Origin of the sequence: Paraburkholderia fynbosensis (genome assembly GCF_902859935.1) — a bacterium.
Lineage (GTDB): Bacteria > Pseudomonadota > Gammaproteobacteria > Burkholderiales > Burkholderiaceae > Paraburkholderia > Paraburkholderia fynbosensis.
In genome coordinates this window covers 71,496-94,332 of record NZ_CADIKI010000012.1, presented here as the reverse complement: position 1 = coordinate 94,332, position 22,837 = coordinate 71,496, and the positions used below count along the sequence as shown (strand labels likewise).

The window sequence follows — 22,837 nt, the reverse complement described above, 5'->3', positions numbered from 1 at the left end:
CGCGTGGCCCAAATTTTTTACTGCCGTCGTCGCTCCGGGCATGTGCTGACGCGGCGCGATTCACGGTTTCGCCCGCGGCGGGCCTGCAGTCGGTTCCCGACGTTTATGCGGATTCGGCTTTGGCGTTTTTTGCGGTGCCGCTAGCCACCCTCGGGCGGCGCCCGCATTCGCGGCCGTTGCCTTGCGCGGTCGCAAGCGTCGTGTCCGTTTTCCCCCACTGCGTCCATCGGCGCGGCCACATCTGCATCCTCAGCCGTCACGAGCGTGCGCCGCAGCGCATTGAGCGCGGACGAAAAATGCCCGTGCCGCCACACGAGCAGCGTCTCGATCATCCCGATATCGGGCAGTTCGTGAACCGCGATATTGCTGGCGTCGGTTTGCAGATCCAGTACTGAGCGCGGCGCCACCGCCACGCCCGCACCGGCTGCCACGCACGCGACGATCGCGTGATACGAGCCGAGTTCCAGCACGCGCGCGGGCCTCACGCCGTGCTCCAGATACCACTTCTCGATATAAGCCCGGTACGCACAGCCACGCTCGAACGCGATCAGCGTCGATAGCGCGACGTCGCGCACTTCGTGTATCGGCCGATGTCCGCGCGGCGTGAGCATCACCAGCTCTTCCCTGAACACCGGCACCGTTTCGAACAGGTCGCCGAGCGAAGCCGGATCCAGCGGCGTCGCCACGAGCGCCGCATCCACTTCGAACTCGCGCACCCGTTCGATCAGCTTGCCGGTGGTGCCGGTCTCCAGTTCCAGCGCGACGGCGGGCCATTGCTGGTGATATTGCGCGAGCAGGGCGGGCAGGCGCGTCGCCGCGACGCTCTCCATCGTGCCCAACCGCAAGCGTCCGCTCGGCCGATCCTCGCGCACCGCGTGGCGCGCCTCGTCGGCGAGTGCGAGCAGGCGCTCGGCATAGGGGAGCAGCGTTTCGCCCGCCGGCGTCAGGACGAGCCGGCGGCCGTCGCGGATGAACAGGTCGGTGCCGAGCTGCTCCTCGAGCTGCTTGATGCGCGTGGTCACGTTCGATTGCACGCGATTGAGCTTGGCAGCGGCGCGCGTCACGCCGTTTTCCCGCACGACCGCGCGGAAAATGGTCAAGGCGGCCAGATCCATGATTCTCTCCAGGCGATGGTTCATATTCGAATTATTCATTTTTAGTGATTGAAAGGTCAAGCTAATATGCATTTGACCCATCGACCCGGCCGCTGCGCCGGCCCGCCTCACCGTCATTGCCTCCTGATCATGACCGACCTCGCTTCCCGCACCTACGACCGCTTTTTCGAGCCCCATGCCGCGCGCCGTGCGGCGCTCGCCTGCATGGTGACGCTGGCCGTCACGCTTGGCATCGGGCGATTCGCGTTCACGCCGCTGCTGCCGTTGATGCTGCATGGCGGCGCGCTCGGTCAGCCGCAGCTCGACATCCAGCAGGGCGGCTGGCTGGCGTCGTTCAATTACGCGGGTTATTTCATCGGCGCGCTAAGTTGCGCCGCGTTGCGGGTCGAACCGGCGCGCATGGTGCGCATAGGGCTGGTCGTGACGGTTCTGCTGACGCTGGCGATGGGCGTCACAAGCCAGTTCTGGGTGTGGGCAGCGGTGCGCTTTATCGCCGGCGCGGTCAGCGCGTGGACGTTCGTCTTCGCGTCGCAGTGGGGCCTGCGGCGGCTCGCCGAACTGGGCGCGCAGGCGTGGAGTGGCGTGATTTATACCGGACCGGGGATCGGGATCGCCGGGACCGGGTTGCTGGTGAGCGCCGCAGGCGGCTATGGCGCGGCGGCGGGGTGGATCGGCTTTGGGCTGATCGGCGCGGTTCTATCGATTGTGGTTTGGCCGGTCTTTGGCGCTGCGTCCGGCGTCAGTGGGAAGTCGGCGGCGGCTCGCAAGGGTGTTCCGGCGGACAGCGGGAATGCGGCGCAGCGTGTGGCCGGACATTCAGTCGTGAGAGCGCGCGCCGAGAGCCGATTCACCGCGAGCCCTGCTTCCGGCGAGCACGCCGTGGCTCAGCCCGCAGCGAATGAACGGGCCGCTGGGCAATCCACAGCGGACGAGCGCGCGTTTGGGCAACCCGCAGCGGACCTACGAGCCGTGAGCCGCGAATCCACCGAGAGAGAGGGAACCCCCAACCATCCCGCCCACACAGCGCTCTCCAGCGGACATACCGCTAGCCAGCCAAACCTCGACCAAGCCCACCCAACCCCCGCCACGCACCGCGCCGACGCCCTCTGGCTGATCCTGCTCTACGGCGTCCCCGGTTTCGGCTACATCATCACCGCGACTTTCCTGCCTGTGATCGCGCGCCACGCGCTGCCAGGATCGTCGTGGCCCGACCTGTTCTGGCCGATGTTCGGCGTGGCGCTGATGGTCGGCGCGCTGTTGGCCGCGCGTCTGCCGACGCACTGGGATAACCGCACGCTGCTCGCCGGTAGTTATGTGCTGCAAGCCTTCGGCATCGCACTCGGGATCGTCTGGCCGACGGCGGGTGGCTTTTCTCTGGGCAGCATCCTGATCGGCCTGCCGTTCACCGCGATCACGCTGTTCGCCATGCGCGAGGCGCGGCGTCTGCGCGGCGACGACGCAGCCGGGCTGATGGGCTACGCGACGGCGGCCTACGGTATCGGTCAGATCGTCGGCCCGCTTGTTGCCGCGCCGATCGCCGGGCACACGGGATCGTTCTCGCCGGCGCTCTGGCTGGCGGCGGGCGCGCTGCTGCTCGGCGCGGCGGGTCTGGTCGCGGTGGCGCGCGTGCCGCGTGGCCGACGCCGGGGGCGTATGCCGGACTGCGGTTGCAATTAGCGGTCGCGGAGTTGCCCGGCCCAACGCGCAATGGGAAACAAATAACGCGCCGCCGCACTAAAATGACCGCTTTCCGTCATTGCCGCGCCCGTCGCCAGGCGCCCCGCCTCCCATGCAACATTTCGCGTCGGACAACTACGCCGGCATCTGTCCCGAAGCGCTTGACGCGCTGATCGCCGCCAACAACAGCGGTCACGAGCCGGCGTACGGCGACGACTCCTGGACCAACCAGGTCTGCGACCGTCTGCGTGAGCTGTTTCAGACCGATTGCGAAGTTTTCTTCGTGTTCAACGGCACGGCGGCCAATTCGCTGGCGCTCGCGTCGCTGTGTCAGTCGTATCATTCGGTGATCTGTCATGAACTCGCGCATATCGAAACCGACGAATGCGGCGGTCCGGAATTCTTCTCGGGCGGCTCGAAGCTGCTGACCGCGCCGGGCATCGGCGGCAAGCTCACGCCGGATGCGATCGAGACGGTCGTGACGCGCCGCGCCGATATCCATTACCCGAAGCCGAAGGTCGTCACGCTCACGCAATCGACGGAAGTCGGCACCGTCTACAGCGTCGAGGAAGTGCGGGCGATCGCGGCGATCGCCAAACGGCGTCATCTGAAAGTGCATATGGACGGCGCGCGTTTCGCCAACGCGGTCGCGGCGCTCGACGTGCATCCGTCGGAGATCACGTGGCGCGCGGGCGTCGACGTGCTGTGTTTCGGCGGCACCAAGAACGGTTTGCCGGTCGGCGAGGCGGTGGTGTTCTTCGACCGCGCGCTCGCCGACGATTTCGCCTACCGCCTGAAGCAGGCGGGCCAACTGGCGTCGAAGATGCGCTTCATCTCCGCGCCGTGGCTCGGCCTGCTCGACAACGACGTCTGGTTGCGCAATGCGCGCCACGCGAATGCGATGGCGGAATTGCTGCAGACGCGGTTGCGGGAAATTCCGGGCGTGAGCATCATGTTCGAGCGTGAATCGAACGCGGTCTTCTCGCAACTGCCCGCGCAGGCCGCCAAGGCGATGCGCGCGCGCGGCTGGAAGTTCTACGAGTTCATCGGCGCGGGCGGTTGCCGGTTGATGTGCGCGTGGGACACGCAGCCGGAGACGGTCGAGCGTTTCGCCGCCGAAATGCGCGAACTGTGCGCGGCGTGAACGGGTGGTGACGCGGTGAGTGGCCAGGGCCGTGCATGACACCGCGCACAAGACCCAGCCAGACACGTCCAGACAAAACAGACACAAGTCAGAAGAGACACCTCACGCCATGACCGAATACCGATTTTGTCCTCGCTGCGCAACTCCGTTGGCCGAGCGCGCCGATCCCTCGCACGAAGGCGGCCGCATCCGTCAGAGCTGTCCCGATACCACGTGCGGCTACGTCCACTGGGACAATCCGCTGCCGGTGGTGGCGGCGATCGTCGAATACGAAGGCAAGATTCTGCTCGCGCGCAATGCCGCGTGGGCCGAGGGCGTGTTCGCGCTGATCACCGGCTTCCTCGAAAACGGCGAGACGCCGGAACAGGGCATCGCCCGCGAGGTGTTCGAAGAGACGTCGCTGCATACGGAAACTGTCGAGCTGATCGGCGTTTATGAGTTCATCCGCAAGAACGAACTGATCATCGCGTATCACGTGACGGCGTATGGAACCATCGCGCTGTCGCCCGAGTTGCTCGAATACCGGCTGGTCGAGCCGGCGAAATTGCGGCCATGGCGCGCGGGCACCGGGCAGGCGCTCGGCGAATGGATGCGACGGCGTGGCTTGCCGTTCGAGTTCGTCGAGAGGCCGGGGCAATAGGCGATGCAATAAGCGGCGCCATCCACGCCGACGCGGGCACGCAGCGAACCCGCCGGCAACCGACCACGCGCATGACGCAGTCATCCACGAGGCCACCGCCGACGACCACCGCCGCATGCTGCCCGAGCCGCGTCGGCGCCATCACCCAACCGCATCACGGCCACGTCACACGTCCAATGAACAAACCCGCTCCCGCCGCCCGCACCGCGTACCCGCATTTCCTGCCGATCACCACCCGCTGGATGGACAACGACGTCTACGGCCACGTGAACAACGTCGTCTACTACAGTTACTTCGACACCGTAGTGAACGAGTATCTGATCCGCGCGGGCGTGCTCGACTTCGAACATGGCGCGACGATCGGACTCGTGGTCGAAACGCATTGCAGCTACTTCGCGCCGCTGGTGTTTCCCGAGCGCGTCGAGGCGGGCTTGCGGGTGACGCGCCTTGGCACATCGAGCGTGCGCTACGAAGTGGGGCTCTTCAGGGAAGGCGACGCGCAACCCGCCGCGCAAGGCCATTTCGTGCACGTCTACGTGGACCGCGTCACGCGGCGTCCCGTGAACCTGCCCGCCGATCTGCGCGCGGCGCTCGAACCGCTTTGCGCCGCCGCGCGGACGAACCAGACGGAATAGCCGCGTGCAGTCGTTCGTCATCAATCTGCTCAACGGCGTCAGCTACGGCCTGCTGCTGTTCATGCTGTCGGCCGGCCTGACGCTGATCTTCAGCATGCTCGGCGTGCTGAACTTCGCGCATGCGAGCTTTTACATGCTCGGTGCGTACATCGGTTTCTCGGTGGCGGCGCGCGCCGGGTTCTGGAGCGCGCTCGTGATCGCGCCGCTCGTGGTGGGCCTCGTCGGCGCGGCGCTGGAGCGCTGGCTGTTGCGACGCGTGCGCGTGCACGGCCATCTGCCCGAACTGCTGCTGACGTTCGGCGCCGCGTATCTGCTCGGCGAACTGGTCAAGCTCGGCTGGGGCCTCAACCCGCTTTCCGCGACGGTGCCGCCCGCGCTCGACGGCCCGCTCTTCATCCTCTATGGCGCGGCCTTCGCGCGTTACCGGGCATTCATGATGGCGGTCTCGCTGGCGATGCTGGCGGTGCTGTACGCGGTATCGCGCGTCTCGAAGGCGGGGCTGATCGTGCGCGCGGCGCTCACTCACGCGAGCGCCGTCGAAGCGCTCGGGCACAACGTCCCGCGCGTATTCACCGGCGTGTTCGCCGCCGGCACGGCGCTCGCCGCGCTAGCCGGCGTGATCGGCGCGCCGCTCTTCGTGATCGAACCGGCGATGGCGGAGTCGCTCGGTTCGATCGTCTTCGTGGTGGTCGTGATCGGCGGGCTCGGCTCCTTGAGCGGCGCGCTCGTGGCGTCGCTGCTGGTCGGCTGTGTGCAGACGCTGGCGGTTGCGAGCACTGTGTCGCTGGGCGAGGTGCTGTCGATCATCGGTGCATCGGCCCCGGCCGAATGGGACGCGCTGACGCTCGCGCAACTCGCGCCGCTGATTCCGTATCTGCTGCTCGTCGCGATGCTGGCGCTGCGTCCGCGCGGGCTGTTCGGACGGCACGGCGATCATGCGTAAGCGCGGCGGGGCAGCAGAACCGTCCCGGGCGCCGGCGCTTCCGGCAGCGCCCGCGCCGCCCGTCCGCGCGCTGTGGCGTACCGTCGCGCCGTGGCTTGCGCTCGTCGCGTTCCTCGCGGTGCCGCCGTTCGTCTGGCCGCAAAGCTGGCTGCTCGCCTATCTGGCGCAGAGCGCGGCGATGATCGTCTTCGCGCTCTCGTACAACCTGCTGCTCGGCGAAACCGGGCTGCTGTCGTTCGGGCATGCCGCGTATGCCGGGCTCGGGGCGCTCGCCGCCGCGCAGGTGTTCAACCGGATCGGCGCGCCGCTCGCGCTGCTGCCGCTGATCGGCGGATTCGGCGGCGCGCTGTGCGGCGTGCTGTTCGGCTTCATCGCGACGCGGCGCTCAGGCACCGCGTTCGCAATGATCACACTCGGCCTCGGCGAACTCGTGGTGGCGGCCGCGTGGGCGCTGCCCGACTGGTTCGGTGGCGAGGCGGGCGTGGCGATCGATCGTGCGAGCGGAACACCGCTGGGCGCGTGGAGTTTCGGCCCGGCGCGCGAAGCCTATGCGCTGATCGCACTGTGGTGCATGCTGGCAAGTGCGGCGATGTTCGCGCTGTCGCGCACGCCGTTCATGAGGCTGGCGAACGCGGTGCGCGACAACCCGGCGCGGGCCGCGGCGATCGGCTGCTATCCGCGGCGCGTTCGTTACGGCGTAGTGGTGGTGGCGGCGTTTTTCGCGGGCATCGCGGGGACGCTGGGGCTGATCAATATCGAACTGGTGTCGACGGAAAGCGTCGGCATGATGCGCTCGGGGGCGGTGCTCATTGCGACGGTGATCGGCGGTACGTCAGCGTTTTTCGGGCCGGTCGCGGGTGCGCTCGTGCTGACGTTTTTCAGCGTCGTGGTGGCGAGCGTGACGCGCGCGTGGTTGTTCTATCTCGGGCTTTTCTTTGTCGTCGTCGTGGTGGCGTCCCCGGATGGGCTGGCGGGTTTCGTCGAACGGCAGGCGGCGCGGCTCGCGATGCATGGCTGGCGCCAATGCCGCGCGGTTTATCTGTGGGGCACGGCTGGCGCGTTGTTGTGGGGTGCGGCTCTCGTGCTCGCGGTGCAATGGGCGTATGCGGTGCAATTTGGCGGGGATGACGGCGCGGCTTTCGGCGATGCCGGTGCCCCGTGGCCGCTGGCCGCGTCGCCGCTTTGGCACGGCGTCATTGTCTTCATGCTTGCCGTGTCGGGTGCGCTTGCCACGCGTTATGCGAGTCGCGCGCGAGCGCGACTCGTGGGTCGGCCGGACTCGGCGCAGACGGCTGGAGATCCGCGATGACCCGATTTCCCACGCAAGCAGATCTCGCCGTTCACCCAGGCCCGACGTCACCGCGCGGAGCTTCGCGATGATCCCCGCACTCGCCCTTTACGGCATCCAGAAGCGCTTCGGGTCCACGCAGATTCTGCGCGGCGTCGATCTCGCGATTGAACCCGGCGAACGTCATGCGCTGATCGGCCCTAACGGCGCGGGCAAGTCGACGCTCTTCAATCTGATCGCCGGCGGCGTGCGGCCGAACGCCGGGCGCATCGATCTGTTCGGCGCGGAGATCACGCGTCTCGCGCCGGCCGCGATTGCGCGGCGCGGGCTCGCGCGCAGCTTCCAGAGCACCAGTGTGTTTGCGCGCCTCACCGTGTTCGACAACCTGCGCTGCGCGGCAATGCTGGCCGAGCGCGGCCGCCTGCGCTGGTGGCAGCGTTTTAGCGGTTCGCGTACGGTCGATGCGCACGCCGCCCAGGTGCTCGACGCGGTCGGCCTGAGCGCGCGCCGCGACGTGCAGGCCGGCACGCTCAGCTACGCCGAGCAGCGCGCGCTCGATCTCGGTATCGCGCTCGCGGGCGGCGCGCATACGTTGCTGCTCGACGAGCCGACTGCCGGCATGAACCGCGCGGAAGCGGCGCGCACGATCGAACTGATTCGCGAGGCCACCGCAGGCCGCACGCTGCTGATGGTCGAGCACGACATGGACGCGGTCTTCGCGCTCGCCGACCGGATTTCCGTGCTGGTGCAAGGGCGCATCATCGCGAGCGGCACGCCGGCGGCAATTCGCGCGGATGCGGCGGTGCGCGCGGCGTATCTGGGTGAAGGGTTCGGTGGGAAGGCCAGCGAACCGGCTCGTGAACCGATTGGCAAAGGCTCCGGCACAGCGTCCGGCGAGAAGGCCACCGCCAAACCCGTCAATCGTCGCGACGCGCGAGGCGACGCATGAGCACACTGCTCGACATTCGCGCACTGAACGCATGGTATGGCGCGAGCCAGGCCTTGCATGGCGTCACGCTGCGCATCGGGCAAGGCGAAGTGCTCGCGCTGGTCGGGCGCAACGGCTCCGGCCGCTCGACGCTGGCGCGCGCGATCATGGGCCTCGTGCGCAGCGAGGGCGAACTGCGTTTCGCGGGCCGCTTGCTCGGCGGTCTGCGCACTTTCGAGCGAGCGCGCCTCGGGCTGGGCTATGTGCCTGAGCATCGCGACGTGTTTGCGGCGCTGAGCGTCCACGAGAATCTGCAACTCGGCGTCGCGCCGCGCGCTCGCGGCCGCACACCGCGCTTCACTTTCGACGATGCCTACGCACTGTTCCCCGTGCTCGCCGAACGCAGACGCACGCGGGCCGGTGCGCTATCGGGCGGTGAGCAGCAGATGTTGACGCTCGCGCGGGCGCTGCTCGGCGATCCCGATTTGCTGGTGATCGACGAGCCCGGCGAGGGTCTTGCGAGTCTCGTGGTGGAGCAGGTCGCAAACTGTCTGCGGATGCTGCGCGAACGCGGCGTCGCGATGTTGCTGATCGAACAGCGCCTCGTGATCGCGCGGGAAATTGCTGGCCGTGTCGCCGTGATGGGGCACGGCGAGATCGTGTTCGACGGCGAGATGACGTCGTTTCTGAAGCGCGCCGACGTGATGCAGGAGTGGCTTGGCGTCGGTTGAACGGAGCACGCTTTGCAGCGGCTTCCGGCGGCTCGAGTGCCGATCTGGCAGCGCAAAAGTAGGGGGCATGTTTCTCCCGCGCAATGCGGACGAAACGATCAAGCCTCCTTATTAATGATCCACTCGTGGGCGGGGTCGTTGCGAAAATGCCAGACCCGTTGCGCGCCGGCCATCACGTTCAGATAGTACGAGTCGTAGCCATACGGCACGACCACCGGGTGATAGCCGCGCGGCACCATCACGACGTCGTGATTCTCCACCGCCATCGATTCGTCGATGTCGCGCATGTCGGTGTACACGCGCTGGAACGCGAACCCTTGCGGCGGATCTAGCCGGTGATAGTAAGTCTCTTCGAGCGAGCTTTCCTGAGGGACGTTGTCGGTGTCGTGCTTATGCGGCGGATAGCTCGACGCGTGGCCGCCCGGTGTTCGGACTTCCACCACGAGCAGCGACTCGGCGGGCTCGCTCTGCGGAAGAATATCGCAGACGTAGCGCGTATTCAGGCCTTTGCCGCGCGTGGAGCGCTTCATGGTGGCCGGTTCGATCAGGCGAGCCGGAAACTCGCCTTTGGCCGGCGCGCTCGCCACGCCGATCTCCGCATCGCGGCACGCGCGTACCGTCGCGCGCACGTTGGGCGGCAGATACACCGCATATGGCGCGGCATCTTCGAACACGCTGTCGCGTGAGCCGAGCGAGCTCCACGTGGCGTCGGCGGTTTCGATATCCACCGCACCGGTGAGCACGACGATGCACACTTCGCGCGACGCTTCGAGCACGTGCACGACTTCGTTCGTCTCCAGGCGATACGCAGCGAAGCCCACGTAGCGCCAGCATGCGGACTGCGGCGTCACTCGCGCGATCGTCTGGCCTTCGCTCTGTGCTTTGACCAATAAGCTCATGCTGCCTCCTTCGTCGTTGTGTTTGCGGTGTCGAGCGGCGCATCCACCAACGCACGCAAGCTCAGGTAGCCCTTTTGCGCGTAGTCGAACGACGGCGCCACCACCGGGTCCTGTTCTGCCTCGACCACCAGCCAGCCGCAATAACCGTGCCGCTTCAGACGCTCGATGATCGCCGCGAAATTCACCGCACCGTCGCCTGGCACGGTGAACGCGCCGGCAATCACCGCGTCGAGAAAACTCCAGTTGCGATTGCGCGCGAGCTTCATCACGGCAGGGCGCACATCCTTGCAGTGCACGTGGCACACCCGTGCGATATGTTTGTCGAGCACCGCGAGCGGATCACCGCCGGCAAACGTGATATGCCCGGCGTCGAACAGCAGGCCCACGGCATCGCCGGTGCGCGCCATCAGTTGATCGACGTCGGCGGGTGTCTCGACATACGCGCCCATATGATGATGGTAAGCGAGCCGCACGCCGCGGCTTAACGTATAACGCGCGAATTCGTCGACGCGCGCTGCATAGGCGGCCCACTGCGCGTCGCTGAAAAAGCGCGGCCGTTGATAGAGCGGCTGCGGCGCGCCCTGTATCGAATCGGCGACTTCGCCGTACACCATCACCGTCGCGCCGTTTTGCGCGAGCAGCTCGAGATGCGGGCCGACCGCGGCGATTTCTTCTTCGACGCTGCGTCGCGCGAGGCGTCCCGAGTACCAGCCGGAGACCAGCGCGAGATCGTACTGCGCGAGCAGCGTTTTCAGCGCCTGCGGCTCGCGCGGAAACTTGTTGCCGAGTTCGAAACCCTGATAGCCGATCCGGCGGCCTTCCGTGAGCGCAACGTCGAGCGGCGTCTCGCCGCCGAGCGACGGCAGATCGTCGTTCATCCACGACAACGGGTTGATGCCGATGCGTACCTCGAAAGCAGTCATGCGCGTGTCCTCATTCGTGGTCGGCGGGTTCGTCGGAGCCGGGCGGGTCGGCGCGCGCGGCGAGCTGTGCGTCGTATTGCGCGCGTGCGTCGCGCACGGTGTCGCGCGACGACACTTCGGGCACGGCGACTTCCCACCACCAGCCGCCGTCGTCGGTGGTGCGGGCCGGGTCGGTGTCGATGCTGATCACGTAGGTGCGATCCGCGGCGCGCGCGCGTTGCAGCGCGGCTTCGAGTTCGGCGATATTGGCGGCATGTTCGGCCTGCGCGCCGAGCGAGCGCGCATGCGCGGCGAAGTCGATGGGCGGCGCGCCGAGCGGCCCTTGCACGCAGTTCTCGAGCAGATTGTTGAACGGTGCGCCGCCGCATGCCTGTTGCAAGCGGTTGATGCAGCCGAAGCCGCGATTGTCGAGCACCACGATAATCAGTTTCGCGCCGAGCATCACCGAGGTCGCGATCTCGCTGTTCATCATCAGATAGCTGCCGTCGCCGAGTATGACGATCACGTCGCGCTCCGGCCGCGCGAGTTTCACGCCGAGGCCGCCGGCGATCTCGTAGCCCATGCACGAATAGCCATACTCGACGTGGTACGCGCCCGGCTTGCCGGCGCGCCACAGTTTGTGCAATTCGGCGGGCAGGGTGCCGGCCGCGCATACCACGATGTCGTGCGTCGCGGAGTGCGGACTCGAACGCTGCACCGCGCCGATCACATCGCCCTCGTAAGGCAGCACGGTGTCGCGCTGCGGCGCATGCGTGAGCGTGCCGACCGTCTCGCGCCAGCCGGACGCGAGCTTGTGTGCGCGCGCGGTCCACGTGCGCTCCGCATGCCAGCCTTGCAGCGCCTCGGCGACGGCGTCGAGCGCGAGCCGCGCGTCCGCTTCGACCACCAGCGCGCGATGCTTGAGGCCGTCGAACGCGTTCGCATTGATGGCGATTACGTCGGCCTGCGTGAACAGCGTGTTCGAGCCGGTGGTGAAGTCCTGCAAGCGGGTGCCGATCGCGAGCACGCAGTCCGCATCATGCGCGAGTGCGTTCGCGGCCGGCGAGCCGGTCACGCCCAAGGCGCCCGCGTTCAGCGGATCGTTCCACGCGAGCGAACTCTTACCGGCCTGCGTCTCCGCGACCGGGATGCCGTGCGTGGTCGCGAAGCGGTGCAATGCATCGGCCGCGCCGCTGTAGAGCACACCGCCGCCCGCGACGATCAACGGACGTTTCGCGTGCCGCAGGCGCGCACACGCGGCGTCGAGTTCGTCGACGCGCGGCGCCGGCGCATGAAAGCGCACGACGCGCGCAGCAAAGAAATCCGCCGGGAAATCCCACGCTTGCGCCTGCACGTCTTGCGGCAACGCGAGCGTGACGGGGCCGCACAACGCCGCGTCGGTCAGTACGCGCAGCGCACGCGGCAGCGCGCTGAGCAATTGCGCGGGATGCACGATACGGTCGAAGTAACGCGATACCGGTTTGAAGGCGTCGTTCGCGGAGACGCCGCCGTCGTTGAAATCCTCGACCTGCTGCAACACAGGGTCGGGTGCGCGCGAGACGAAGATATCGCCCGGCAGCAACAGTACCGGCAGACGGTTCACGTGCGCGAGCGCCGCAGCCGTCAGCAGATTGGTTGCACCGGGTCCGATCGACGTGGTGACTGCCATCATGCGGCGGCGGAAATGCGCCTTCGCATAGGCAATCGCGCTGTGCGCCATCGCCTGTTCGTTGTGGGCGCGCAGCGTGGGCAGTTCCTCGCGATGCTGGTAGAGCGCCTCGCCCATGCCCGCGACATTGCCGTGGCCGAAGATCGCGAACACGCCGCCGAACAGCGGCTCGGTGCCGTTGCCGTCTTCGGTCGTCACGCGCTGCGCGGCGAGATAGCGCACGAGCGCCTGGGCCGTCGTCAGACGGACGGTGCCGCTCGAGGACGTGCGCGCTGGCGTGGCGGCGCCTGCGGACGCCGCGTCGTGATGCTCATTGTGCATTGCGCGCTGGTTCATGCCGCCTGCTCCTGATGAACGTGATTCGATGCGCCTGCCGCCGGTGGGTTGCCGCCGTTGCCGGCGCTCGCGTCACGCGCCGCGCGCCATGACGCGATCAGCGTTTCGAAAGTATGGCGCACGCGCGCGATCAATTCGTCATCGCCGATGTCGCCGGCGAGCCATGCATGGCTCGGTTCGTGGAAGATAGTGCGGCCCACCGTGAAGCCTCGGCACGTGGCCGATCGGGCGGCCGCGCGAAAGCCCTCGTTCAATTGCTCGACGCCCGCCGACAAGCCCAGCAGCACCACGCCCCGGCAATACGGATCACGCTCGGCGATCAGCGCGTCGACGGCCTGCCATTGCGCGGCGTCCATCGGTTCGAGCTTCCACCACTCCGGATAGATGCCGATGTTGTACAGCCGCTTCAACGCGCGGTACACGATATCCGGCGCCTGAGGCAGATGCGCGTGCTTCGGCGGAATCACTTCGAGCAGCAGTTCATGGCCGCTCGCCTGCGCCGCGTCGTAGAGCGCGCGCAGTTGCGCTTCCTGTTCGAGCCGCTGTTCGATGGGCTCGTCGGGATGGAACTGCACGAGGCATTTGACGACGTGTTCCTGGGGCCACGCGATCAGCGACGTGCCGATCGAGCGGCCATGATCGAACACCAGCGGCACCGAACCCGGCAATTCGACCGGGCGGCCGATCCACCAGCCACGGCCAGTGGCGGCGTTCAGCGCGTCCTGGCCGTAGCGGTCGTCGATCAGTACGCCGATGCGATCCTGCAAGCTCAACGCGCTTTCGGTCTGTGCGACGGCTTCGACGAACAGCCCCTTCAGCCGCGCGATACGTGCTTCGTCGGCGCCGGTTTGCTGCGCGAGTTCGAAGAACTGGTTGCGATGATCGAATGCGAATCCGAGCACTTCGCGCCACGGCTTGCGAGCGGGCGACACGCGATGCAGACGCGCGAGCGTCGCGTCGAGATCGGGGCGGCGCATCCGTTGCGGATCGGCTTTCGCTTCGCGCAGGAAGTAGTCGAGTTCGGCCGGCGTCGGCATGGCCGGTGCGCATCCATGTCGCGACACGACCAGCGCACCGCTCGCATTCGCCGCGCGCGCGCAGGCTTCGAGCGGCTCATCGCGCAGCCATCCGGAGAGAAAGCCGGACGCGAAGGCGTCACCCGCGCCGAGAACGTTCAGCACTTCGACTTCGACGCCACCGTGAAGCGGTGCGGCGTCGAGCGAAGCGGGCACCGCGCCGTCGATGATCTGGCAGCCGAGCGGCCCGCGCTTTAACACCAGCGTCGCGGGCGTGACGGCGCGCACCGCCGCGAGCGCGTCGGCAAGTTCGGTTTTGCCGCCGGCGATGCGAAACTCTTCCTCGGTGCCGATCACCAGATCGAACAGCGGCAGCATGCTTTGCAAATGCGCGGAGACGCCTTCGCTCGCGATGAAACGGGTCTCGCCGTCCGCCTTGCCGGTAAGCCCCCACAACACCGGCCGATAGTCGATATCGAGCACCGTGCGCACCCGATTGCGGCGCGCGTAGTCGAGCGCGCGGCGGCTCGTGCGGTTCACCTGTTCGGTCGAGAAGTGCGTGCCGGTAATCAGCAGCGCCTTCGACGACGCGATGAATGCTTCGTCGAAATCGGCTTCGTCGACGGCCATGTCCGCGCAGTTCTCGCGGTAGAAAATCAGCGGGAACGTGTCGCGATCTTTAAGGCCGAGCAGCACTAGCGCGGTCAGGCGCTCGTGATCGATCCGCACGTGGCTGACGTCGCAACCTTCCTTGGCGAGCGTTTCGGTGAGAAAACGCCCCATGTGATCGTTGCCGACGCGCGCGAGCATCGCCGAGGCGAGCCCGAGCCGCGCGCAGCCGAACGCAATATTCGCCGACGACCCGCCGAGATACTTTGCGAAGCTCGACACGTCTTCGAGCCGCGCGCCGACCTGCTGGGCATAGAGGTCGACAGCGAGGCGGCCGAGGCACACGATGTCGCGGCTGCGCTCCGGCGCGAACCGTCCGCTGTCCGCCGAAGCCGGCGTGGTCCCGCTGGATGTGCTGGAGTGATCCATGAGTATCCCTGAATAGCTGGGCGCGTGTCACCGGCGGGCGAGGCGCCGCACGACACGCGCGAATCGGTCAGATCGTCGCGCCTTCCAGTTCGCCGATCATCTTCTGCATTTCGGCGCCGCCGGCCATCATGTCGAGCACCTGGTCCTTGCTGATCGTGTCCTTGGTGAACGTGCCGAGCGATCTGCCGCGATTGAGCAGCGTGAACGAATCGCCGATCGGATACGCGTGGTGCACGTTGTGCGTGATGAAAATCACCGAGATGCCTTTGGCGCGCGCCTTGTGAATCAGCTTCAGCACGTTGAAGCTCTGCTTCACGCCGAGCGCGGCGGTCGGCTCGTCGAGAATCAGCACGCGCGCGCCAAAATGAATCGCCCGCGCAATCGCGAGGCACTGCCGCTCGCCGCCGGACATCGTGCCGATCGGCTGATGCGGGTCGCGCACGTTGATGCCCATTTCCGCTAGTTTGTCGCGCGCGGTCGCGGCGCTGGTGTCGAGGTCCATCACCTTCAGGAAGCCGAACAATTTCTTCTGCGGCTCGCGTCCCATGAAGAAATTGCGTGCCACCGAGAGTAGCGGCACCAGCGCGAGATCCTGATAGACGGTGGCAATGCCGAGATCGAGCGCGTCTTTCGGCGAGTCGAACAGCACCGGCTGGCCGTCCACCAAATACTGACCGGAGGAGGGCTGATGCACACCGGCCAGGGTCTTGATCAGCGTCGATTTGCCCGCGCCGTTGTCGCCGAGCAGGCAGTGCACTTCGCCGCGTTTCAGACGCAAGGTTACGCCGCTTAACGCGATCACCTTGCCGAAGTACTTGCTGACGTTTTCCAGCGCGAGGATCACGTCGTCGCTGGGCGCTTCGTTGGCATCCTGCGGCGGGGTCACGGTATTCGTGTCGGACATGATCGTCTCCTCGTTACGACTGCGCGACGCGACGGCGCACGTAGTGATTGAACAGCACGGCGATCAGCAGCATCACGCCGAGGAACACGCGGAACCAGTCCGAACTGACGTTGGTGTACGTGATGCCGATTTGCACCACGCCGAAGATCAGCGCGCCGAAACATGCGCCGATCACCGAACCGTAGCCGCCCGTCAGCAGCGTGCCGCCGATCACCGCGGCGATGATCGCTTCGAACTCCTTCTGCAAGCCACGATCGGCGGCGGCCGAGCCGATGTCGCACACTTGCAGCACCGCGAACAGGCACGAGCAGAACGCAGTCAGCACGAACAGCGAAATCTTCACGCGGCGCACCGGCACGCCGACGTTCTTCGCCGCGTTCGCGTCGCCGCCCACGGCGAGAATCCAGTTGCCGGCACGCGTTTTGGCGAGCACGAACGCGCAGATCGCGGCGAGCGCGAGCCACCACAGAATCACTTTTGGAATGCCCGGCACGAGCGCATGGCCGTTGTCGAGCAGCGTGCCGATGCCGTGATGCGCGAGCATCAGGAACAGGCCGTGAAAGGCGACGCCGTGAAACAGCGTGTTCGCGAGCCAGTCCTGTTGCGCGAGATCGCCGACGCCCGAGACGATGGTGCGGTCGGCGAACATGATCGACAGCGCGAGCGTGAGGCCACGCAGGATGAACAGGAACGCGAGCGTGACGATGAACGACGGCAGGCGCGTGCGCATTACCAGATAGCCGTTCAGCGCGCCGAGCAGCATCGAGCCGGCGAACGCGAACAGGATCGCGAGCGAAATCGGCCAATGAAAATAGACCGACGGAATCGCGACCATCATGCCGGCGAAGCCGATCATCGAGCCGATCGACAGATCGAATTCACCGGCGATCATCAGCAGGCACGCGCCCACCGACAGGATGCCCAAATACGCCGACACCTGCGACCAGTTCATCACGCCGTCGAGATTGAACATGCCGGAGTTGCCGGCGCTCAACGCGAATACGAGAAACACCAGCACTGCGCCGGAAATCGCGGCGAATTCCGGGCGATTCAGCAAGTGACCGAACTTCGATTCCTTGCGCACGCGTTCATCCGCATCCGGCACCGACGGCGCGGCGTTCTCGCGCGGCGCGGCGGCAGTGGTCTTGACGTGCGGTGGGAAGTGTTTGCCGGCTACACCCATGATGTCTCCTTGGTGCCCGGTTGCGTCTCTGGCAGGCGGGGATGCACTGAGAGGACGACAGCCGGTGAAATGCGCGCGGGCGGCGGGCGACCCGCTCCGACGTCGAGCGTGACCCGCCTCGCGCGTGACTGGCTAGGGAAAAAAATCAGCGATACTGCCCTGCGTATTTGATGACCTTGTCGAGGTTTTCCTTCGTGATGAAGCCCGGCCCCGAGCGGATGTTCTTCGGCCCATACGACGGCGCGAGGCCATAGATGGCGAGGCGCGCCTTGAACTTCGGATTCGCTTCGAGAATCTGGCGGATCTTCACGGGGTCGGTGGTGTGCTCCTTCTTCACGATCGCCAGCACGGCCACCGGGATATAGCCCTGCAGGTACGGCTGCTGGTCGATCGCGAACTGGATCGTGCCGTTCTGGATGGCCTTCGCGATGTCGTCGGAGAAGTCGAAAGTGGCGAAGTAGATCTTGCCGGCCAGACCCATCTGCTGCACCGCTTTCAATGTGGCCGACGCCGGGGTCGGTCCGAGCGTCAGGATCGCGCCGGTGTTCGGATGGTTGCGCAAAAATGCGCTGACCTTCGATTGAATCTCGGTCGGGTCCTGGCCCGAGTCGATCGTCGAGGTCTTGTAGTCGACGCCGATCGCCTCGGCAAAACCACGGCAACGGTCGAACGACACGGTGTTGGTGGCGAGGTGATTCACGCACACGAACGACTTCACGCCCGCGGCCTTGGCCTTTTCGCCGGCCGCTTTGCCGGCCACGTATTCGGGTTGGCCCACGTGCATGATCGCGCCGAGCTGCGCGCTTTGCTCTTCGGTGCCGGAGTTGATCGTGACGAGCGGAATCTTTTTCGCGGTCACTTTGCCGATCGAGCTTTTCAGCACGTCGAAATCGGCGATGGTGACGATCACGCCGTCGTAATTGCGCGCGGCAGCCTGCTCGACCAGACGCGCCATATCGGCGATGTCGCCGTTCGGCGGATTGCGATAGTCGGTCTCGACGTTGAAATCCTCGTCGGCCTGTTTAATCGCGTTCTTGATGGTGTTCCACCACGAGTCCGAATCCGGCGCGTGGCTGATCAGCACGAAGTGAGCGTCCGCCGCGCGGGCGGCCGAGGCCGCGCCGAATCCCGTCGCCAACGTCAACGCCGTCACCAGAACCCTGAGCGTAGCCTTGCCCTTGCAAAGTCTCATTGTCTCCACCTTTCTCGGTCTGTCGTTATTGAGGGAGCGTCTGGCGGGCGGCTTTCCATCCGCATACTGACCGCGGCAGGTCCACCGAGCACCATCGCTCACGACCAAGAGTAGGTCATCTGCCGTGGCGTTGCAATGAAAATTTCATGACAAATAAAAATGGAAAATACGTTCCATTTGGTGGGGAGCCTGCCTATAATCGGCAGCGTCGGAGGCCGTGCGGCGACCTTCGCAAGCGGCTGCCGCACTGCAATAAAGCACTTGAGAGAGAGTCATGGCGGAAGAGAGCACCGAGGAATTGCCGAGCGTCGACGAATTGATGCAGCGCATCGCGGAAAACTACGAGGCGTTGCCGCGGCAATTGAAGAACGTCGCGAGCTATATCGAACAGAACCGCTCGAGCGTGATGGTGGACCGCACGAGCGACATCGCCGCGAGTTGCGGCGTGCATCCGTCGGCGGTGGTGCGGTTTGCGCAGCGCTTCGGCTTTTCCGGCTTCTCCGATCTGCAGGCGGTATTTCGTCAGGCGTACACGGGGCAGGGCATGTCCTCGCCGAGCTATCAGCAGCGCATTCGCAAGCTGATCGACGAGAAGCCGGGCGCGTTGTCCGGCGGCGCGGTGGCGCGCGAATTCATCGCGGCGTCGCGCGGCGGGCTCGAAGAACTCGAAGCAGGACTCGACGACAGGCAGTTCGACGCCGCGGTGAAGATGCTCCAGCAGGCCGACAACATCTATGTGGTCGGCGTGCGGCGCTCGTTTCCGGTGGCGAGCTACATCGTCTACGCGTTGCAGCACACGCCCAAGCGCGTGCATCTCGTGTCCGGCTTCGGCGGCATGTACCGCGAACAGATTCGCAGCGTGAAGAAGGGCGACGTAGTAATCGCCATCAGCTTTGCGCCGTATGGCAAGGAAACGCAGTACTGCCTGCGCGTCGCGCATCATCATCAGGCGAAGACGCTGGTTATTACGGACAGCCAACTATCGCCGCTGTCGCGCTACGCGAGCACCCAACTGTATGTGAAAGAGGGCAGCGCGTTCGCGTTTCGCTCGCTGACCAGCACGATCTGCCTGTGCCAGGCGTTGTTCATCGCGCTCGCGTACAAGCTCGAATTGAATGTTGAAGAATCCAAAGACACTGGAGGATACGATGACTGACGCGGCAAACAGAATCGATGTGGCGGTATTCGGCGCGGGGCGCATCGGCAAGATTCATGCGGCCAATCTCGCGCGGCATCCGGGCGTGCGCCTCAAGTACGTGGTCGACGTGAATCGCGAGGCCGCCGCGGCGCTCGCCGCCGAGCATGGCGCGCAGGTCGCGGATATCGACGGCGCGATGGGCGACGCCGCGGTGGGTGCGACCGTGATCTGTTCGAGCACGGACACGCATGCGGACCTGATCGTCCAATCGGCCGCGCAGAAAAAGCATGTGTTTTGCGAGAAGCCGGTCGACCTGACGCTGGAGCGCGCGCGGGTTTGCGCGGACGCAGTGGAGCGCGCGGGCATCGTGTGCATGATCGGTTTTCAGCGCCGCTTCGATCCGACCTTCTCCGCGTTGAAAGCGCGCGTCGACGCGGGCGAGATCGGCACGCCGGAAATGCTTGTCGTGACGAGCCGCGATCCGGGCGCGCCGCCCGTCGACTACATCAGGCACTCGGGCGGCATCTTCAAGGACATGCTGATCCACGACTTTGACATCTTCCGCTGGATTCTCGACGATGAGGCCGACACGCTGCACGCCACCGGCAGTTGTCTGAGCGACCCGGCGATCGCCGACGCGGGCGACATCGATTCGACCGCGGTGACGATCCGCACGAAGCGCGGGCGCCTTTGCCAGATCAACACCGCGCGCCGCGCCGCGTACGGCTACGACCAGCGTTTCGAAGTGCTCGGCAGTAACGGCATGCTGCAAGCGGGCAACGTGCGGCCGACCGAAGTCACCGCGTACTCGAAGACTGAAGTGTCGAGCGACGTGCCCGAGGCGTTTTTTCTCGAACGTTATCGCGCGGCCTACGCGCTCGAAATCGCGCATTTCGTCGACGCGGTCACGCACGGCAAGCCGGTGCGCACGACCGTCGCCGACGGCCTGAAAGCACTCGAACTCGCGGACGCCGCGACCCGCTCGTGGCGCGAGGGCCGAGCGGTCACACTCGGCGAGGCCTCGTGATGAAGCCGGCCACGCAGCGGCTTCGCGTCGGCGTAGTCGGGCTGGGGCGGCTCGGCAAGCGGCATGCGGAGAACCTCGCGTATCGTGTGCCGGGCGCGACGCTCGCCGCCGCGTGCAGTCCGCTGGAAGACGAGCGGGCGTGGGCGCGCGAGACGCTGCCCGAGCCGCGTCTTTACGCCGATTACGCGGACCTGCTCGCCGATCCCGGTGTGGACGCGGTGTGGCTCGTGACGCCGTCGTCGTTGCACGCGCAGCAGATCATCGACGCGTTGCGCGCCGGCAAGCATGTGTTCTGCGAAAAACCGTTGTCGCTCGATCTCGCCGAATGCGAGCGCGTGCTCGCCGAAGCCGCACGGCATCCGCATCTGCAGGCGACCATCGGCTTCATGCGCCGTTTCGATCCGAGCTACCAGAATGCGTTCGACAGAATCGCGGCGGGCCGGATCGGCCGACCGTTCCTCGTGCGCTCGCAGACCACCGACAGGAACGACACCGACGGCTTCTTCGTGCGCTTCGCGGCAAGCTCGGGCGGGATCTTCCTCGACTGCACCGTGCACGATATCGACGTCGCCCGCTGGCTGCTCGGCAAGCCGCGCGCGAAACGCGTGTTCGCGGCGGGCGCGCTCGCGCTGCACGATGGCCTGCGTCAATTCGGCGACGTCGACAACGGCGTGGCGATCTGCGAGTTCGAAGACGGCAAGCTCGCGATGTTCTACGCGTCGCGCACGCAGGCGCACGGCAACGACACGCACAGCGAAGTAATCGGCACGGCTGGTGCGCTCGCGATCGGTCACAATCCGCGCGCGAATCGCGTCGAGATATACGACGCGACGGGGATTCGCAACGAATGCACGCCGAACTTCTTCGATCGCTTCGAAGAAGCGTTTTTGCACGAGGCGCGTGCGTTCGTCGCGGCGGCGCAGGGCGGGGCCGCGGCACACGCGCAGGCGGGAGCGAGTCTGGCCGACGCGCTGGAAGCGACGCGCATCGGCATCGCGTTACGACGGTCGCTGGAAAGCGGCGAGGCGGTGACGCTATAGCACGGCCATCAGCGCGCCGGTGTCGCCTCGGGCGGCGACGCGCGGCCTGCTGTAGAATTTGACCCTCTGTCCGGCGTCGTTCACGACGCCTCGTCCCGAAGGTCATCGTCGATGCAAATTCAGATTCACAAGGAAGTCGATGCGCGCGGGCTGATGTGCCCGCTGCCCATTTTGCGCGCCAAGAAGGCGCTCGCCGACATGGAAAGCGGCCAGATTCTCAAGGTGCTGGCCACCGATCCGGGCTCGCAGCGCGATTTCGCCGCGTTTGCCAAGCAAACCGGCAATGAAATCGTCGAAAGCTCGGCGCAAGACAAGGTGTTCACGTTCCTGATGAAACGGCGCTAGGCCGCGCAAGCCACGGCGCTCACGGCGCTCGAACACGCACGCCTCAAGCAAAAGGCGCTGTGCCCGCGAATGCGGGACACAGCGCCTTTTTCATTTCAGTTCGAGGAAACCGGAAGACGCGCGCGCAAGCGCCGTTCAACCCTCCAGAACCGGCGAACGGGTACGCAGGTATTCGGCGAAATCAGCGGCCACTTCCGGGTGACGCAGCGCGAACTCAACCGTCGCCTTCAGGTAACCGAGCTTGCTGCCGCAATCGAAACGCGTGCCGTGGTACTTGTACGCGAGCACCTGTTCGTCGGCGAGCAGCGACTGGATCGCGTCGGTCAGCTGCAATTCACCGCCCGCGCCCGGCTTGATCGAGCGAAGGTGGTCGAAGATACGCGGCTTGAGCACGTAGCGCCCCACCACGCCGAGGTTCGACGGCGCCACATCCGGCTCCGGCTTTTCGACGATGCCCGACATCTTGATGATCGAATCTTCCCACTCCTTACCGTCGACGATGCCGTACGACTTGGTTTCCTGCGGCGGGATTTCTTCGACGCCGATCACCGAGCTGTGATAATGGTCGAACACCTCGATCATCTGCGTCATGACGGGCGGCGTGCCGTACAGCAGGTCGTCCGCGAGAATCACGGCGAACGGATTGTCGCCCACCAGCTTTTCCGCGCACATCACCGCATGGCCGAGGCCCAGCGCTTCCGCCTGACGCACGTAGAAGCAGTCGACATGGCTCGGCTTGATGCTGCGCACCAGCTCCAGCAGTTTGTCCTTGCCGCGCGCTTCCAGTTCGGCTTCGATCTCGTAGGACTTGTCGAAGTGATCTTCGATTGCGCGCTTGCTGCGGCCCGTGACGAAGATCATTTCGGTGATGCCTGCCGCCATTGCCTCTTCGACCGCATACTGAATCAGCGGCTTGTCGACGATCGGCAGCATTTCTTTCGGGCTCGCCTTCGTGGCGGGCAGGAAGCGGGTGCCGAGACCTGCTACCGGAAAGACCGCTTTTGTAACTTTTAGCATGTGAATACCCTGCATCCTCTGGTTAGCTAT

At 65.9% G+C, this 22,837-nt stretch carries 21 protein-coding genes; 12 read left to right on the top strand and 9 right to left on the bottom strand.

Translation table 11 applies throughout. The features are described 5' to 3' along the window. Nucleotides 1-140: 140 nt before the first annotated feature. Nucleotides 141-1,115, bottom strand: a complete 975-nt coding sequence (locus tag HV770_RS20545; RefSeq protein ID WP_246291052.1) for a LysR family transcriptional regulator — start codon at nucleotides 1,113-1,115, stop codon at nucleotides 141-143. A gap of 129 nt (nucleotides 1,116-1,244) precedes the next feature. On the opposite strand from HV770_RS20545, the gene HV770_RS20540 reads away from it, so the two are divergent. The 8 genes from HV770_RS20540 (at nucleotide 1,245) to HV770_RS20505 (ending at nucleotide 9,101) form a co-directional block, all read left to right on the top strand. After that, complete coding sequence (locus tag HV770_RS20540; protein WP_217468629.1) at nucleotides 1,245-2,792, top strand: YbfB/YjiJ family MFS transporter; 1,548 nt, start codon at nucleotides 1,245-1,247, stop codon at nucleotides 2,790-2,792. Nucleotides 2,793-2,904: 112 nt separating this feature from the next. Then, entirely contained in the window at nucleotides 2,905-3,936 is a 1,032-nt protein-coding gene (locus HV770_RS20535; protein ID WP_175162509.1) for a threonine aldolase family protein, read from the top strand. Between the two features lie 109 nt (nucleotides 3,937-4,045). Then, nucleotides 4,046-4,576 (top strand): NUDIX domain-containing protein, encoded by a 531-nt coding sequence (locus HV770_RS20530; RefSeq protein ID WP_175162507.1) that lies wholly within the window; start codon nucleotides 4,046-4,048, stop codon nucleotides 4,574-4,576. A 176-nt stretch (nucleotides 4,577-4,752) separates the two neighbouring features. Next, a complete protein-coding gene (locus tag HV770_RS20525; protein WP_175162505.1) occupies nucleotides 4,753-5,211 on the top strand; it encodes an acyl-CoA thioesterase in 459 nt (152 codons plus the stop codon). 4 nt (nucleotides 5,212-5,215) lie between these two features. Further along, the gene (locus HV770_RS20520; RefSeq protein WP_175162503.1) at nucleotides 5,216-6,154 is read left to right on the top strand and encodes a branched-chain amino acid ABC transporter permease; all 939 of its coding nucleotides are present in this window, start codon (nucleotides 5,216-5,218) and stop codon (nucleotides 6,152-6,154) included. Next, on the top strand, nucleotides 6,147-7,463 hold the full coding sequence (locus HV770_RS20515; RefSeq protein ID WP_175162501.1) for a branched-chain amino acid ABC transporter permease: 1,317 nt from the start codon (nucleotides 6,147-6,149) through the stop codon (nucleotides 7,461-7,463). The genes HV770_RS20520 and HV770_RS20515 overlap by 8 nt, the downstream gene beginning before the upstream one ends. 67 nt (nucleotides 7,464-7,530) lie before the next feature. Further along, nucleotides 7,531-8,391: an ABC transporter ATP-binding protein gene (locus tag HV770_RS20510; RefSeq protein ID WP_246291051.1), complete on the top strand. Its 861-nt coding sequence runs from the start codon at nucleotides 7,531-7,533 to the stop codon at nucleotides 8,389-8,391. Then, nucleotides 8,388-9,101 (top strand): ABC transporter ATP-binding protein, encoded by a 714-nt coding sequence (locus HV770_RS20505; protein ID WP_175162499.1) that lies wholly within the window; start codon nucleotides 8,388-8,390, stop codon nucleotides 9,099-9,101. Before HV770_RS20510 ends, HV770_RS20505 begins: the two co-directional genes overlap by 4 nt. 98 nt (nucleotides 9,102-9,199) lie before the next feature. On the opposite strand, the gene iolB is transcribed toward HV770_RS20505, so the two are convergent. The 7 genes from iolB to HV770_RS20470 form a co-directional block, all read right to left on the bottom strand. Further along, on the bottom strand, nucleotides 9,200-10,000 hold the full coding sequence (gene iolB / locus HV770_RS20500) for a 5-deoxy-glucuronate isomerase (RefSeq protein ID WP_175162498.1): 801 nt from the start codon (nucleotides 9,998-10,000) through the stop codon (nucleotides 9,200-9,202). Continuing rightward, nucleotides 9,997-10,923, bottom strand: coding sequence for a myo-inosose-2 dehydratase (gene iolE / locus HV770_RS20495; RefSeq protein WP_121315241.1), 927 nt, complete (start codon nucleotides 10,921-10,923; stop codon nucleotides 9,997-9,999). The genes iolB and iolE overlap by 4 nt, the downstream gene beginning before the upstream one ends. Before the next feature lie 10 nt (nucleotides 10,924-10,933). After that, complete coding sequence (gene iolD, locus HV770_RS20490) at nucleotides 10,934-12,907, bottom strand: 3D-(3,5/4)-trihydroxycyclohexane-1,2-dione acylhydrolase (decyclizing) (protein ID WP_175162497.1); 1,974 nt, start codon at nucleotides 12,905-12,907, stop codon at nucleotides 10,934-10,936. After that, entirely contained in the window at nucleotides 12,904-14,961 is a 2,058-nt protein-coding gene (locus HV770_RS20485) for a bifunctional 5-dehydro-2-deoxygluconokinase/5-dehydro-2-deoxyphosphogluconate aldolase (RefSeq protein WP_175162495.1), read from the bottom strand. Before HV770_RS20485 ends, iolD begins: the two co-directional genes overlap by 4 nt. 67 nt (nucleotides 14,962-15,028) lie before the next feature. Next, on the bottom strand, nucleotides 15,029-15,865 hold the full coding sequence (locus HV770_RS20480) for an ATP-binding cassette domain-containing protein (RefSeq protein WP_175162494.1): 837 nt from the start codon (nucleotides 15,863-15,865) through the stop codon (nucleotides 15,029-15,031). Nucleotides 15,866-15,878: 13 nt separating this feature from the next. Continuing rightward, the gene (locus tag HV770_RS20475) at nucleotides 15,879-17,048 is read right to left on the bottom strand and encodes an ABC transporter permease (RefSeq protein ID WP_175162493.1); all 1,170 of its coding nucleotides are present in this window, start codon (nucleotides 17,046-17,048) and stop codon (nucleotides 15,879-15,881) included. A 145-nt stretch (nucleotides 17,049-17,193) separates the two neighbouring features. Further along, a complete protein-coding gene (locus HV770_RS20470; protein WP_175162492.1) occupies nucleotides 17,194-18,240 on the bottom strand; it encodes a sugar ABC transporter substrate-binding protein in 1,047 nt (348 codons plus the stop codon). Between the two features lie 274 nt (nucleotides 18,241-18,514). On the opposite strand from HV770_RS20470, the gene HV770_RS20465 reads away from it, so the two are divergent. The 4 genes from HV770_RS20465 (at nucleotide 18,515) to HV770_RS20450 (ending at nucleotide 21,790) form a co-directional block, all read left to right on the top strand. Continuing rightward, nucleotides 18,515-19,396, top strand: a complete 882-nt coding sequence (locus HV770_RS20465; RefSeq protein WP_175162491.1) for a MurR/RpiR family transcriptional regulator — start codon at nucleotides 18,515-18,517, stop codon at nucleotides 19,394-19,396. After that, complete coding sequence (gene iolG, locus HV770_RS20460; RefSeq protein ID WP_175162490.1) at nucleotides 19,389-20,405, top strand: inositol 2-dehydrogenase; 1,017 nt, start codon at nucleotides 19,389-19,391, stop codon at nucleotides 20,403-20,405. Before HV770_RS20465 ends, iolG begins: the two co-directional genes overlap by 8 nt. Beyond that, a complete protein-coding gene (locus tag HV770_RS20455; RefSeq protein WP_175162711.1) occupies nucleotides 20,405-21,445 on the top strand; it encodes a Gfo/Idh/MocA family oxidoreductase in 1,041 nt (346 codons plus the stop codon). The genes iolG and HV770_RS20455 overlap by 1 nt, the downstream gene beginning before the upstream one ends. A 117-nt stretch (nucleotides 21,446-21,562) precedes the next feature. After that, nucleotides 21,563-21,790, top strand: coding sequence for a sulfurtransferase TusA family protein (locus tag HV770_RS20450; RefSeq protein WP_041746333.1), 228 nt, complete (start codon nucleotides 21,563-21,565; stop codon nucleotides 21,788-21,790). Between the two features lie 135 nt (nucleotides 21,791-21,925). Here HV770_RS20450 and galU read toward each other — a convergent pair whose 3' ends face one another. Next, entirely contained in the window at nucleotides 21,926-22,807 is an 882-nt protein-coding gene (gene galU, locus HV770_RS20445; RefSeq protein WP_121315232.1) for a UTP--glucose-1-phosphate uridylyltransferase GalU, read from the bottom strand. Nucleotides 22,808-22,837: the final 30 nt, after the last annotated feature.

Excerpts from the sequence above, each read along its gene's own strand:
- HV770_RS20545 (WP_246291052.1), bottom strand. The coding sequence starts at position 1,115 with ATGGATCTGGCCGCCTTGACCATTTTCCGCGCGGTCGTGCGGGAAAAC.
- HV770_RS20540 (WP_217468629.1), top strand. The coding sequence starts at position 1,245 with ATGACCGACCTCGCTTCCCGCACCTACGACCGCTTTTTCGAGCCCCAT.
- HV770_RS20535 (WP_175162509.1), top strand. The coding sequence starts at position 2,905 with ATGCAACATTTCGCGTCGGACAACTACGCCGGCATCTGTCCCGAAGCG.
- HV770_RS20530 (WP_175162507.1), top strand. The coding sequence starts at position 4,046 with ATGACCGAATACCGATTTTGTCCTCGCTGCGCAACTCCGTTGGCCGAG.
- HV770_RS20525 (WP_175162505.1), top strand. The coding sequence starts at position 4,753 with ATGAACAAACCCGCTCCCGCCGCCCGCACCGCGTACCCGCATTTCCTG.
- HV770_RS20515 (WP_175162501.1), top strand. The coding sequence starts at position 6,147 with ATGCGTAAGCGCGGCGGGGCAGCAGAACCGTCCCGGGCGCCGGCGCTT.
- HV770_RS20510 (WP_246291051.1), top strand. The coding sequence starts at position 7,531 with ATGATCCCCGCACTCGCCCTTTACGGCATCCAGAAGCGCTTCGGGTCC.
- HV770_RS20505 (WP_175162499.1), top strand. The coding sequence starts at position 8,388 with ATGAGCACACTGCTCGACATTCGCGCACTGAACGCATGGTATGGCGCG.
- iolB (WP_175162498.1), bottom strand. The coding sequence starts at position 10,000 with ATGAGCTTATTGGTCAAAGCACAGAGCGAAGGCCAGACGATCGCGCGA.
- iolE (WP_121315241.1), bottom strand. The coding sequence starts at position 10,923 with ATGACTGCTTTCGAGGTACGCATCGGCATCAACCCGTTGTCGTGGATG.
- iolD (WP_175162497.1), bottom strand. The coding sequence starts at position 12,907 with ATGAACCAGCGCGCAATGCACAATGAGCATCACGACGCGGCGTCCGCA.
- HV770_RS20485 (WP_175162495.1), bottom strand. The coding sequence starts at position 14,961 with ATGGATCACTCCAGCACATCCAGCGGGACCACGCCGGCTTCGGCGGAC.
- HV770_RS20480 (WP_175162494.1), bottom strand. The coding sequence starts at position 15,865 with ATGTCCGACACGAATACCGTGACCCCGCCGCAGGATGCCAACGAAGCG.
- HV770_RS20475 (WP_175162493.1), bottom strand. The coding sequence starts at position 17,048 with ATGGGTGTAGCCGGCAAACACTTCCCACCGCACGTCAAGACCACTGCC.
- HV770_RS20470 (WP_175162492.1), bottom strand. The coding sequence starts at position 18,240 with ATGAGACTTTGCAAGGGCAAGGCTACGCTCAGGGTTCTGGTGACGGCG.
- HV770_RS20465 (WP_175162491.1), top strand. The coding sequence starts at position 18,515 with ATGGCGGAAGAGAGCACCGAGGAATTGCCGAGCGTCGACGAATTGATG.
- iolG (WP_175162490.1), top strand. The coding sequence starts at position 19,389 with ATGACTGACGCGGCAAACAGAATCGATGTGGCGGTATTCGGCGCGGGG.
- HV770_RS20455 (WP_175162711.1), top strand. The coding sequence starts at position 20,405 with ATGAAGCCGGCCACGCAGCGGCTTCGCGTCGGCGTAGTCGGGCTGGGG.
- galU (WP_121315232.1), bottom strand. The coding sequence starts at position 22,807 with ATGCTAAAAGTTACAAAAGCGGTCTTTCCGGTAGCAGGTCTCGGCACC.